The 11779-nt window shown below is 71.0% G+C and carries 15 protein-coding genes; 6 read left to right on the top strand and 9 right to left on the bottom strand.

The window, feature by feature from the left end; all coding sequences use genetic code 11:
• Positions 1-12: 12 nt before the first annotated feature.
• Genes GWK16_RS05405 through GWK16_RS05385 form a run of 5 tightly spaced genes read right to left on the bottom strand, consistent with a single transcriptional unit; the run spans position 13 to position 4162 of the window.
• Positions 13-894 (bottom strand): HpcH/HpaI aldolase/citrate lyase family protein, encoded by an 882-nt coding sequence (locus tag GWK16_RS05405; protein WP_170052944.1) that lies wholly within the window; start codon positions 892-894, stop codon positions 13-15.
• The gene (locus GWK16_RS05400) at positions 891-1343 is read right to left on the bottom strand and encodes a MaoC family dehydratase (RefSeq protein ID WP_170052943.1); all 453 of its coding nucleotides are present in this window, start codon (positions 1341-1343) and stop codon (positions 891-893) included. Before GWK16_RS05400 ends, GWK16_RS05405 begins: the two co-directional genes overlap by 4 nt.
• Positions 1344-1348: 5 nt before the next feature.
• Positions 1349-1795, bottom strand: a complete 447-nt coding sequence (locus GWK16_RS05395) for a Zn-ribbon domain-containing OB-fold protein (RefSeq protein WP_211187150.1) — start codon at positions 1793-1795, stop codon at positions 1349-1351.
• Positions 1792-2976 (bottom strand): thiolase C-terminal domain-containing protein, encoded by a 1185-nt coding sequence (locus tag GWK16_RS05390; RefSeq protein ID WP_170052942.1) that lies wholly within the window; start codon positions 2974-2976, stop codon positions 1792-1794. Before GWK16_RS05390 ends, GWK16_RS05395 begins: the two co-directional genes overlap by 4 nt.
• Positions 2977-3001: 25 nt before the next feature.
• Entirely contained in the window at positions 3002-4162 is a 1161-nt protein-coding gene (locus GWK16_RS05385; RefSeq protein ID WP_170052941.1) for an acyl-CoA dehydrogenase family protein, read from the bottom strand.
• Positions 4163-4297: 135 nt separating this feature from the next.
• Between GWK16_RS05385 and GWK16_RS05380 the strand changes: the two genes are divergently transcribed.
• The 3 genes from GWK16_RS05380 to GWK16_RS05370 are packed head-to-tail and all read left to right on the top strand — an operon-like array spanning position 4298 to position 6955.
• Positions 4298-5488 (top strand): CoA transferase, encoded by a 1191-nt coding sequence (locus tag GWK16_RS05380; protein ID WP_170052940.1) that lies wholly within the window; start codon positions 4298-4300, stop codon positions 5486-5488.
• Between the two features lie 13 nt (positions 5489-5501).
• Entirely contained in the window at positions 5502-6464 is a 963-nt protein-coding gene (locus GWK16_RS05375) for a Bug family tripartite tricarboxylate transporter substrate binding protein (protein ID WP_170052939.1), read from the top strand.
• Positions 6461-6955 (top strand): MarR family winged helix-turn-helix transcriptional regulator, encoded by a 495-nt coding sequence (locus GWK16_RS05370; protein ID WP_170052938.1) that lies wholly within the window; start codon positions 6461-6463, stop codon positions 6953-6955. The genes GWK16_RS05375 and GWK16_RS05370 overlap by 4 nt, the downstream gene beginning before the upstream one ends.
• Here the strand turns inward: GWK16_RS05370 and GWK16_RS05365 are convergent.
• The 3 genes from GWK16_RS05365 to GWK16_RS05355 all read right to left on the bottom strand — a co-directional run bounded on the left by GWK16_RS05365 (position 6952) and on the right by GWK16_RS05355 (position 8827).
• A complete protein-coding gene (locus GWK16_RS05365) occupies positions 6952-7887 on the bottom strand; it encodes an NAD(P)H-dependent flavin oxidoreductase (RefSeq protein WP_170052937.1) in 936 nt (311 codons plus the stop codon). The genes GWK16_RS05370 and GWK16_RS05365 overlap by 4 nt on opposite strands.
• A gap of 67 nt (positions 7888-7954) precedes the next feature.
• Positions 7955-8428, bottom strand: a complete 474-nt coding sequence (locus tag GWK16_RS05360; protein ID WP_170052936.1) for a TspO/MBR family protein — start codon at positions 8426-8428, stop codon at positions 7955-7957.
• A gap of 6 nt (positions 8429-8434) precedes the next feature.
• On the bottom strand, positions 8435-8827 hold the full coding sequence (locus GWK16_RS05355; protein WP_170052935.1) for a c-type cytochrome: 393 nt from the start codon (positions 8825-8827) through the stop codon (positions 8435-8437).
• Between the two features lie 51 nt (positions 8828-8878).
• On the opposite strand from GWK16_RS05355, the gene GWK16_RS05350 reads away from it, so the two are divergent.
• From GWK16_RS05350 to ispH, 3 genes are all read left to right on the top strand, one after another.
• Positions 8879-9175 (top strand): hypothetical protein, encoded by a 297-nt coding sequence (locus tag GWK16_RS05350; RefSeq protein WP_170052934.1) that lies wholly within the window; start codon positions 8879-8881, stop codon positions 9173-9175.
• Positions 9176-9335: 160 nt separating this feature from the next.
• The gene (locus GWK16_RS05345; protein ID WP_170052933.1) at positions 9336-9725 is read left to right on the top strand and encodes a hypothetical protein; all 390 of its coding nucleotides are present in this window, start codon (positions 9336-9338) and stop codon (positions 9723-9725) included.
• Between the two features lie 12 nt (positions 9726-9737).
• Positions 9738-10721, top strand: a complete 984-nt coding sequence (ispH, locus tag GWK16_RS05340; RefSeq protein ID WP_211187148.1) for a 4-hydroxy-3-methylbut-2-enyl diphosphate reductase — start codon at positions 9738-9740, stop codon at positions 10719-10721.
• Here the strand turns inward: ispH and hemC are convergent, their stop codons facing one another.
• Positions 10722-11759 (bottom strand): hydroxymethylbilane synthase, encoded by a 1038-nt coding sequence (gene hemC, locus GWK16_RS05335; RefSeq protein ID WP_170052932.1) that lies wholly within the window; start codon positions 11757-11759, stop codon positions 10722-10724.
• Positions 11760-11779: the final 20 nt, after the last annotated feature.

The following is an 11779-nucleotide window of genomic DNA, read 5'->3' as shown; positions in this document are numbered from 1 at the left end:
GTGGCTTCCCCGTCAGGCCTGGAATGCCGCATCGGCGGCGAGCACGCGCTGCGCCTGGCGCAGATGCGGCATGTCGATCATCTTCCCGTCGAGCCCCACCGTGCCGATGCCGGGATTCGCCGCGAAGGCCGCGACGACGCGGTGGGCATGGGCGACTTCCTCCGCGGTCGGACGGAATCCTTCGTTGATCGCGGCGACCTGGGCGGGATGGATCGCGATCTTGCCGGTGAAGCCCTGCTTGCGGCCATCCGCGCAGGCGGCGCGCAGCGCGGCCTCGTCGCGGAAGTCCACCTCGAGCGTGTCGATCGGCTGCACATTGGCGGCCACCGCCGCGAGCAGGCAGGCCGAGCGCGCGAGACGATAGGTCAGCGCATAGCCGCCCGCGGGATCCTGGTTGGTGCTGGCGCCGAGCGCGGCCGGCAGGTCCTCCGCCCCCCAGGTCAGCGCGGCGAGGCGCGGCACCGCGACCTTCGCGTATTCGGACAGGCGCAGCACGGCGGCCGCGGTCTCCGTCGCCACCGCCAGCAGCTTGATGCCGCCGGCGGGCAAGCCGTCGCGCGCTTCCAGCGCATCCAGCCAATGCGACAGCCGCAGCAGATCGTCCGGCCCGTTCACCTTCGGCACGACGAGGCCATCCGGCGCCGCACGCACCACCGCGGCGGCGTCGGTCAGGCCCTCGCCGTCAAGGGGATTGATGCGTACCCAGAGCTGCGGCCGCCGCGCGGCACCCGCATGTGCCGCGAGGTAGTCCACCACCATGCCCCGCGCGACGGGGCGCCGCGCGGCGGCGACGGAATCCTCGAGATCAAGGATCAGCGCATCCGCGCCGCTCTCCCCGCCCCTGGCGAGCTTGCGTTCGCTGTCGGCCGGAACGAAGAGCCAGGAGCGGATCATGCCGGCTTGCCCAGCATCAGCGCCTGGCGGCGGCAGCGGCCCACCAGCACGTCATGCTGGTTGTAGGCGCGGTGCATGAACTCCACGATGCCCTGGCCCGGACGCGACTTGCTCGGGCGCTTCGACAGCACTTCGGATTCCACGCGGATGGTGTCGCCATGGAACAGCGGCTTCGGGAAGCGCACCTCGTCCCAGCCGAGATTGGCGACGGTGGTGCCGAGCGTCGTGTCGCCCACCGAGATGCCGACCATCAGCCCCAGCGTGAAGCAGGAATTGACGATGCGCGTGCCGAACTCGGTGCCCTTCGCATACTCCTCGTCGAGATGCAGCGCCGCCGGGTTGTGCGTGATCGCCGAGAACCAGACATTGTCGGTCTCGGTGATCGTCCGGCGGATCGCATGCCGGAACACCTGCCCGACTTCGAATTCCTCGAAATACAGTCCTGCCATCGTCTTCAGCCCTTCAGGCGCCACTGGACCAGCGTATAGGGCGGGTCCGCCTCGTCATGCGGTTCGAACACCGCTTCAACCTCCGCGCCGATCTCGACGGGCGCGGTGGGTTCGCAGATCAGGTTACCGACCATGCGGACATTGCCGGCATGGGGCAGTTCCACCAGCACGATGGTGTAGGGCCCGAAGCCGGTCAGCGCCTGGTGGACGGGGTGATGCGGCCGCTGCCAGGACCAGATGCGGCCGGTCGGGGCCACTTCTTCCCACCCCAGATCGAAGGAGTGGCAGCGATGGCAGACCCATTCGGGCCCCCATTGATGCGCGCCGCACCCCTTGCAGCGCTGGATCACCAGCTTGCCGGCGCGCGTCCCGTCCCAATAGGGCTTGGTCAGCGGCGGCTGGTCGGGCGCGGGCAGGCCATCGGGCAGGGCGCGCTTCATGGTCGTGCTCACAGGGTCGCCTCCGTGCCGAGGACCAGGCTGCTGACGGGCGTCACCATCGGGCCGCCGAGGACGGCGACGACCTCGGCGCCGGCGACCTGGTTGTTGGCGGTGCCGCGCAATTGGCGGACGGCCTCGTTCACCATCTCGAGCCCGTGCATGTAGCACTCGGCGAGATTCCCGCCGCTGGTGTTCATCGGCATCTTCCCGCTCGGTGCGAGCAGGTTCTCGAGCACCAGGAACTCGTTCGCCGTCTTCGGGTCGACGAAGCCGTGCTCCACCAGGGAGAGCAGTACGCCGCCGGTGAAGTTCTCATAGGCCTGCACGACGTCGACATCCTGCGGGCCGAGCTTCGCCATGGCCCACATGTTCTTCGCGACGGTGGGGAAGTGCGCAGACGCATAGTCCGGCGCGTTGTGCACCGGCGCCGCGCTGCGGTGGTGCCCACCCTGTGCGGTGCCGAGCAGATAGGTCGGCTTGTGCGGCAGGTCCTTCGCGCGATCGGCCGGCACCACCAGCACCGCGCCCGCGCCGTCATTCTCCTGGCAGCAGTCGAAGAGGCGGTGGAAGGGCTCGATGATCCAGCGGGAGGCGTCGTACTTCTCCTCCGTCAGCGGCCGCCCGTACATCACCGCGCGCGGGTTGGACTGCGCGTGGTGGTAGGAGGCCATGGCGATGGCGCGCAGTGCCTCGTGCCGGATGCCGCGGTCGCTCATGAAGCGGGTGATCTTCATGGCGAAACGCTGCGCCGGGGAGATCAGGCCATAGGGCGCGAGGAAGGCATCGTCCCCCATCGCCGCCGCGCCGAGCCGGCTGCGGCCGTAGCGCGCGAACTGCCCCTGCGCGAGCGAGCGGAAGGCGATGACGCAATTCGCCATGCCCGAATGCACCGCCGCCGCGGCATTGGCGACCGACGCCGCGACGCCCCCGCCCCCGCCGCCCCAGTGCATGTTGGAGAAGCGCAGTTCCTTGATGCCCAGTGCGGCCGCCAGTCGCGGCGCGTCCGAGCGATCGTCGCCATAGGAGGCGAAGCCGTCGACCTCCTTCGGGTCGATGCCGGCGTCGTGGCAGGCGGCGAGGATCGCCTGCAGCGCCAGCTTGAACTCCGCATCGGGGGATTGCCCGTGCTTGTAGTAGGTGGTCTCGCCGATTCCGGCGATCGCCACCTTGCCGCGCAATGTGCGCTCGCTCATCGGCGCCCTGTCCTCCGATCCTGCGTCATCGGGCGGCGTCCTGGAACAGGCGCCGGCCGATGATCTCCTTCATCACTTCCGCCGCGCCGCCGGCGATGCGCGTCACGCGCGCATCCGCCCAGGCGCGCGCGATCGGCGTTTCCACCATGTAGCCGGCGCCGCCGAACAGTTGCAGGCAGCGGTCCAGCACCTCGCATTGCAGGTCGGTGCAGAACAGCTTCGCCATGCCGGCCTCGACCGGATCGAGCGTGCCGTCCATCTGCAGCGCGATCAGCCGGTCGGTCAGCGCGCGCGCGGCGGCGGTCTTGGTGGCGAGTTCCGCCAGCACGAAGCGGGTGTTCTGAAAGTCGGCGATGGTGCGGCCGAAGGCCTTGCGGTCGCGGGTGTAATCGATGGTCCAGCGGATCGCTTCCTCGGCCAGCACCGTGCCGCGCACCGCCTGCACCAGGCGTTCGCGCGCGAGGTTCGTCATCAGCATGCCGAAGCCCTGGCCCTCGGCGCCGAGGCGGTTCTCCATCGGCACGCGCACCTCATCGAAGAACAGCTCCGAGGTGTCCTGCGCCTTCATGCCGATCTTGGCGAGGTTGCGGCCACGCCGGAAGCCGGGCGTCTTCGTCTCGATCACGATCAGGCTGACGCCATGCGCGCCGGCATTCGCGTCCGTCTTGCAGGCGGTGATGACGATGTCGGCGTTCTGGCCGTTCGAGATGTAGGTCTTCTGCCCGCGAATGACGTAGTGGTCGCCATCCGCCACCGCCCGCGTGCGCATGCCCTTGAGGTCGCTGCCCGCATCGGGTTCGGTCATCGCGATGGCGCCGATCAGCGAGCCATCGACCATGCCCGGCAGCCAGCGGCGCTTCTGCGCCTCGGACCCGAACTTCGCGAGGTAGGTCGCGACCATGTCCGAATGCACGACGAAGCCGGGGCCGGAGAGGTTCGCGCGCGCCAGTTCCTCGGTCACCACCGCGCAATGGCCGAAATCGCCGCCGGGACCGCCATAGTCGGGCGCGACGTCGCAGCACAGCAGTCCCGCCTCGCCGGCCTTGCGCCAGGCGTCACGCGGGACGATGCCGGCCTCGTCCCAGGCCAGGGCGTGGGGAACCAGCTCGGCCTCCACGAAGCGACGCACGGAGGTGCGGAACATCTCGTGCTCCGCGCTCAGCACCGTGCGTGGCCGGTCCAGCATGCCGTTTCCTCGATCGTTCTCGTTCGCTTGCAAATGGTAAGCATGCGTACGATCATCGCGCAAGCAGTCGCGGGGGAAGCGCATGGAGTTGGGCCTTTCGCTCGGCAGGCGAGCCCTTGCCGCAAGGTGTCGCGCGTGACGCCGCTCGCCGGGATCCGCGTGCTGGATTTCTCCAAGGTGCTGGCGGGGCCGCTCTGCGCGCAGTGGCTGGGCGATCTCGGCGCCGAGGTGACGAAGATCGAACCGCCGCGCGGTGGCGACGACACGCGGGGCTGGCCGCCCTTCCGCGGTGGTGTCGGCGCGGTGTTCCTCAGCGCGAACCGCAACAAGAGATCGCTCGCGCTCGATCTCAAGACCGAAGCGGGGCGCCACGCCGCACGCCGCATGGCCGCGCAGGCGGATGTGCTGATCGAATCCTATGCGACGGGCGTCGCGGAGCGTTTGGGCATCGGGGCGGAGGAGACGCGCGCGCTGAACCCGCGTCTCGTCTACTGCTCCATCTCCGGCTTCGGGCGGACCGGGCCGCTGAAGGACGGGCTCGGCTACGACGTCATCCTGCAGGCCTTCAGCGGCATCATGGCGATGACGGGCGAGCGCGGCGGCGGCCCGGCGCGCAGCCCCTTCTCCCCGATCGACCAGTCGACGGGGATGAATGCCTTCTCCGGCATCCTCGCCGCGCTGCTGGAACGCCATCGCACGGGACAGGGATGCCGGCTCGAGGTCTCGCTGTTCGAGACCGCGGCGGCGTTGCTCGGCTACAATTTCCAGATCTTCTGGGAGAAGGGCAACCTGCCGGAGAAATGCGGGTCCGGCCATGAATCCCTCTGCCCGTACCAGGCCTTCGACGCGGCCGACCGGCCGGTGCTGATCGGCATCGCCAACGACAATCTCTGGCGCCGCTTCACCGCCGGCGTCGAGCGTCCGGAACTGGCCGAGGATCCCCGCTTCCGCACCAATGCCGACCGGGTGGCCAACTTCGCCGAGACCGTGGCCGTCGTGCAGTCGATCGTCGCCACGCGCAGCGCCGATGACTGGGTGGAATTCTGCCTGCGCATCGGCATCCCCTGTGCGGCGGTGAACACCATCGCCGACATGCTGGCGCATCCGCACATGGCCGCGCGCGGCATGGTCATGGACTACGACCATCCGCAGCTCGGTCCGCTGAAGACGATGGCGCAGCCGATCCAGTTCGATGGCAGGAAGCGGACGGTCGGATCGCCGCCGCCGATGCTCGGCCAGCATTCGGCCGAGGCCCTGGCATCCTATGGTTTCGGCGCAGACGAGATCGCCGGGCTGCGCGCCGCCGGCGCGCTCGGCGCATCGTGAGAGGGAGGTCCCGATGATCGGACGCAGGCTCGTCCTCGCTGCGCCGTTCCTGCCCTTCGCCGCGCGGGCGCAGGGCAGCGACGCCTTTCCCACGCGACCCCTGCGCGCCATCGTCCCCTTTCCGCCCGGCAGCGCGACGGATGGCGTGGCGCGCTTCGTCGCGGAGCGCATCTCGCGCAGCCTGGGCCAGCCGGTCGTCGTCGAGAACGTCACGGGCGGCAACGGCGCCATCGCCGCGCGGCAGGCCGCGCGCGCCGCGCCGGACGGTCATGCCTTCCTCTTCGCCACCAATTCGACCCACGCGGCGGCCGTGCACCTGATGCGCGAACCCGGCTACGACCCGGTGCGCGACTTCGCCCCGGTCACCCTGACGAGCATCGCGCCGCTGGTGCTGATGGTCCGTTCCGATTTCCCGGCGGCCGACGTGGCGGGCTTCATCACCGAGGCCAAGGCGCGCGGGAACAGCCTCAACTACGGCACCGGCAACATCGGCAGCCTGGCTGCGGCGCAGCTGCTCATCAGCATCACCGGCATCTCGGCGGAACGCATCTCCTATCGCGGCACGCCCGCGGCGGTGACCGACCTGCTCGCCGGTCGGGTGCACTTCATGGTGAGCGACCTGGCCTCGGCGGGCGAGCATGTCCGCGCGGGCACGCTGCGCGCGCTCGGCGTCACGCCGGCGCAGCGCATCCCGATGCTGCCTGACGTTCCGACGCTGCAGGAAGCGGGCGTGCCCGGCTACGACTTCGCCTCCTGGGTCGCGGTCTTCCTGCCGGCGCGCAGCCCCGAGGCGGCGGTCGCCCGCCTGAACCGCGAGATCCGTGCCGTGCTCGACAGCGAGGAAGGCCGCCGGTACTCGCTCAGCCTGGGTCTCGTTGCCTCGACCGGCACGCCGGAGGATCTCGCGCGCTTCCAGGCCCGCGAGATCGAGCAGTGGGGCCGCATCGCCCAGGCCGCGGGCCTGCCGCGCGAATGAGCCGCGCCGCCGACGCGCCCCGGACCCGCGCCACGCGTGGCAGCAGCGAGTTCCGCATCGGCTTCCTGGTGCATGACGTCTCCCGCCTGCGGCAGACGGTGTTCGACCAGGCGATGAAGCCGCATGGCGTCACGCGCGCGCAGTGGTGGGCGCTGGCGCAGCTGACGCGGCACGACCCGGCGGGCGGCATGACGCAGGCGGAACTCGCGCGCGTGCTGGGGCTCGGCAAGGTGGCGGCCGGCGCGATGGTGGCCCGTCTCGAGGCTGCGGGCCTGGTGTCGCGCCGGCCGGACGCCTCGGATCGCCGGCTGAACCGCGTCTATCTCACCGCGCGGGGCGGGCGCGTGCTCGACCGCATGATCGCGGTCGGGCGCGAGCTGAACGAGACCTTGTTGCGTGGTCTGCCGCGCGAGGATGTGGAGGCGGCCGATCGGGTCCTGACCGCGCTGCGCAGTCGGCTTGGCGCGAGGCTGCGCGGCGAAGACCTCTAGGCCGCGGCGGCGGCCTCGCGCAGCGCGGCGCGATACTCCGCGCCGAGCCGCGCGACGAGCTCGGCGATGGAGGGAACGTCCTCGATCGCGCCCACGCCCTGCCCGGCCGACCAGATGTTCTTCCAGGGGCGCTTGTCGTGGTCGCCGACATGGGCGCCGGCGGCCTCGGGCAGGTTGTCGGGATCGAGCCCCGCGGCGGCGATGCTGGCGCGCAGGAAGTTCGCATGCACCCCGCTGATGGCCGGCGTGTAGACGATGTCCGCGGCCTTGGCCTGCACCACCATGTCCTTGTGCGCCTGCACGGCCATGCTCTCGCGCACCGCGATGAAGCGTGTCCCCATGTAGGCCATGTCGGCGCCGAGCATGAGCGCCGCGGCGATGTGCCGCCCGGTCGAGATCGCGCCGCCCATCAGCAGCGGGCCGGCGTAGATCGCGCGCAGTTCCGGCAGCAGCGCGAAGGGGCTGAGCCGTCCGGCATGGCCGCCGGCACCCGCGCAGACCGCGATCAGCCCGTCCACCCCGCCTTCGATCGCCTTCACCGCGTGGCGCATGTTGGTCACGTCATGGAAGACGAGGCCGCCATAGGACTGCACGGCGGCGATCACCTCGGGCACGATGCCGAGCGAGGTGATGACCAGCGGCACCTTGTGCCGCACCGTCGCCGCCAGGTCGTCCTTCAGGCGCGCGTTGGACCTGTGGACGATCAGGTTGATGCCGAAGGGCGCGGCGCCGGGGATGGCCGCGAGGCGTTCCCCGATCTGCGCGAGCCAGGCGTCGTAACCTTCGGTGGTGCGCTGGTTCAGCGTGGGGAAGGTGCCGACCACGCCGGCACGGCAGGATTCGACGACGTAATCGGGACCCGAGACGAGGAACTGCGGCGACGCGACGACGGGCACCGAAAGACGACCCTGGAAGATCGCGGGAATGGGCATGGCTGGCTGTGTCTCCTCGCGCCAACTCTAGGGCGGCGCGCGCCGCGCGAAAACCGGCGGCGGCGGTCTAGCGCGTCGGCGCGGGATTCGCCCGGAGCAGGGCCGCATTCAGCGCGCCCGCGAAGGTCACCCAGGCGAGGTAGGGCACCAGCAGCCACGCCGCGAGCGCGTCGTGCGCTGCGAAGGCGACGATCGTCGCGAGGATGGCGAGCCACAGTATGGCGAGCTCGGCCAGGGCGAGGTCCATCCGCCGCAGGCCGAAGAAGAGTCCGGACCAGGCGCCGTTCAGCACGAGCTGAAGCGCATAGATCGCGAAGGCGCCGGCGGCGCCGGCAAGGCCGGCCTCCCGCCACACCAGCCAGCCCGAGACGGCGATCATCAGGTAGAGCACCGTCCAGGCCGGGCCGAACAGCCAGTTCGGCGGGCACCAGCGTGGCTTGCGCAGCGACTGGTACCAGCCATCCGGGGGAAAGAGCGCGCCCGTGCTCGCCACCGCGGCGACCGCGGCGATGAAGCCGAGCAGGGCGACGATCTCCATCATGCGCGGCTAGTGCTGCGTCTGCAGGAAGGCGAGCAGGTCATTCAGCTGCGTCTCGTTCCGAAGGCCGGGGAAGGACATGATGCCCTGCGGCACGACGGCCTTGGGATTGGTGATGTAGGCGCGCAGGTTGTCGACCGTCCAGACGTGCCCCGACGCGCCGAGTTCGCGCATGTTCGCCGAGTAGCGGAAGGATTCGATCGAGGCGGCGCGACGGCCCACCACGCCGAACAGGTTCGGGCCGACGGCGTTGCGGCCGTTGTTGTCGATGATGTGGCAGGCGCGGCACTGGTTGAAGACGCGGCGGCCCGCTTCGGCATCGCCGGTGGACTGGGCCTGGGCGATCGCCGGCGCGGCGGCGAGGAGGACGGTGGCGAGAAGGGCTGACGTGACGTTGCGCATGATGTTCTTTTCCGTGGACGTTGCGTGTCAGGTGAGGAGGAAGAAGCGCCGATGGCCGAACTGATCCGAAGCGGGCAGGTCGCCGATCTGGTGCTGCTCTGCCTGGCGCTCGAGGCAGCCGGACTGGCGGCCTGGCGGTGGCGCACGGGCCGTGGCCTCGGGATGACCACGGTGGCTGCGCTGATCCTGCCGGGCGTGATGCTGGCGCTCGCGCTGCGCGCGGCCTTGACGGACGCCTGGTGGGGCTGGGTGGGACTGGCGCTCGCCGGTGCGCTGATCGCGCATGTCGCGGACCTCCATCAAAGGCTTCGCGCGCTTCCCGGCGCCAGCGCGCAGCCACGGGACTGAACAGGAGTTCGGTGCTCGCGCCTGTTTGTCAATGATCCGCGTCAAACATGTAAATTCGAATTGACATTCCGGGATGTGCAGCGCTCGATAAGCCCAACGAGGATGCGCGTTCGGACCAGGCGAGGCCCGTCGGCCCGCCCGGCACGGGAGGGCCGCTGCCATGGGCAGGATCAGCTACCGCTCGACCTATGATGCCCTGAAGGCGGCGATCGACGATGCCGCCCGGGCACCGGGAACCGAGGCCCTGGCGCGTGCGCACGAGGCGCTGGACGCCTTCGTCGCCACCATCGCCTGCGACCCGCGGAAGCTGCGCTCGGTCGAAGCCGACAGCCCCGCCTGCGCGGCCGAGATCCGCGACCATGCCGAACGCATGGGGCTGCCGCGCCGCGTCCTCGACCCGGTGCACGACGCGAGCTTCACCCGGCTGTGGCTCGCGAGCCTCGGCGACGGGCAGATCGCCATGCTGCGCCGGGTCCTGGCCGACGAGGTGCAGCGGCGCCAGCCGGCGATGCCGGTCCGCGGCGCCTGGAACGCCTCCCTGGCGCACTGACGTCCAACCGGCATGACACATCTGCGCAGCGACGGAGTGGCGGACGCGGAACTCTCCCGCGGGACGCGGCCGCGGCTGCGGGTGCTGCTCGCCCGGCCCCGCGGCTTCTGCGCCGGCGTGGACCGCGCCATCGCCATCGTCGAGCACGCCATCCGCCGCCACGGTCCCGGCGTGCATGTGCGCCATGAGATCGTCCACAACCGCCATGTCGTCGACAGCCTCGCGCGTCAGGGCGCCGTCTTCGTCGAGACGCTGGACGAGGTGCCGGATGGACGGGTGACCATCTTCAGCGCCCATGGCGTGCCGCGCGACGTCGAGCAGGACGCCCAGCGTCGCGGCCTGCCGGTGATCGACGCCACCTGCCCGCTGGTGACGCGCGTGCATGTCGAGGGGCGCCGCTACGCCGCGGATGGCCGCGCGATCCTGTTGATCGGCCATGCCGGGCACCCGGAGGTGATCGGCACGGTCGGCCAGATCCCGGGCGAGGTACACCTCGTCGCCGATGCCGTCGCGGTGGAGCGCCTGCCGCTGCCGCGCGACCGGCGCGTCGCCTTCGTGACGCAGACGACGCTCTCGGTCGACGACACCCGCGCGACCATCGCCGCCATCCGCGCGCGGTTCGACGACGTGGTCGGCCCCGAGACGCGCGACATCTGCTACGCGACGCAGAACCGGCAGGCGGCGGTGCGCGCGCTCGCCGCCGAGGTCGAGATGCTGCTCGTCATCGGGGCGGCGAACAGTTCCAACTCCAACCGCCTGCGCGAGATCGGCGAGGATTGCGGCGTGCCGACGCGGCTGATCCCCGATGCCTCCGCGCTGCGCGCCGAATGGTTCGCCGGCATCGGGTCCGTGGGCATCACGGCCGGCGCCTCCGCCCCCGAGCACCTGGTGCAGGACGTCGCGGCCGCGCTGTCGCACTGGGCCGAGGTCAGCCTGGAGGAACAGGCCGGCGTGACGGAGGATATCCGCTTCCGCCTGCCCGCCGGCCTCGCCTGATCAGCAGAACAGGTCGGCGGGGGAATCACGCCGGAGGCTGTCGCCGAGGTCGCAGCCGAGGGCGGCGGCATCGCGCCAGCCGCCTTCGACCGTCCGGCGCAGCAGGAACGACCCGTCGGTGCGCGCGACGAGTCCGGTCAGGCGCAGCCGCCCGCCCGGCAGCGGCACCGCATGGCCCCCGATCGGCGTGCGGCACGACCCGTCCAGCGCGGCGAGCAGCGCGCGTTCCGCCGAGGAGACCGCGCGCGCCACCGGGTCCTCGATGGCGGCGAGGAGCTCGCGCAGTTCCGCATCATCCTCCCGCACGGTGACGCCGACGATGCCCTGGCAGGCGGCGGGCACCATGCAATCCGCGTCGATGGCGATGTCGGCCTCCGCCTCGAGTCCCAGGCGCTTCAGCCCGGCGAGCGCGAGCAGCGTCGCCGCGACCTCCCCGCGCGCGAGCTTGCCGAGCCGCGTCTGCACATTGCCGCGCATCAGCGCGACGCGCAGGTCGGGCCGCGCATGCAGCAGCTGCGCCTGGCGGCGCGCGGAGGAGGTGCCGATCAGCGCGCCATGCGGCAGCGCGTCGAAGGGGTGGGCGGGATCGACCGCGGCCTCGAACCCCGCGCCGAGCAGCAGCGCGTCGCGCGGATCCTCCCGGCGCAGCGTGCAGGCGAGCACGATGCCGGGCGGCAGTGCCGTCTCGAGGTCCTTGAGCGAATGCACCGCGAAATCGATGCGGCGGTCGAGCAGCGCCTCGTGGATTTCCTTGGCGAACAATCCCTTGCCGCCGACCTCGGCCAGCGCCCGGTCCTGGATGAGGTCGCCGGAGGTGGCGATGACGTGTTCCTCGAAGGCGCGGGCGTTGCGCAGCACCGGGCAGAAGCAGGTGATGCGCGCGAGGAAGTCGCGCGTCTGCCACAGCGCGAGCGGCGATCCGCGCGTGCCGACGCGCAGCGGCAGCAGCCGCCCATGCGGGCGCACCATGGCGCCGTCCTGCGGCGGGGCGAGGGGACGGTCGGCGACCTCGGTCGTGCCGGCGGGAAAGGCGATCATGGCGTGGCGTTCCCCTGCAT

The organism is Neoroseomonas marina, assembly GCF_012927745.1.
Lineage (GTDB): Bacteria > Pseudomonadota > Alphaproteobacteria > Acetobacterales > Acetobacteraceae > Neoroseomonas > Neoroseomonas marina.
The sequence above is the reverse complement of the archived record's forward strand: the minus strand, read 5'-3'. Positions and strand labels throughout refer to the sequence as shown.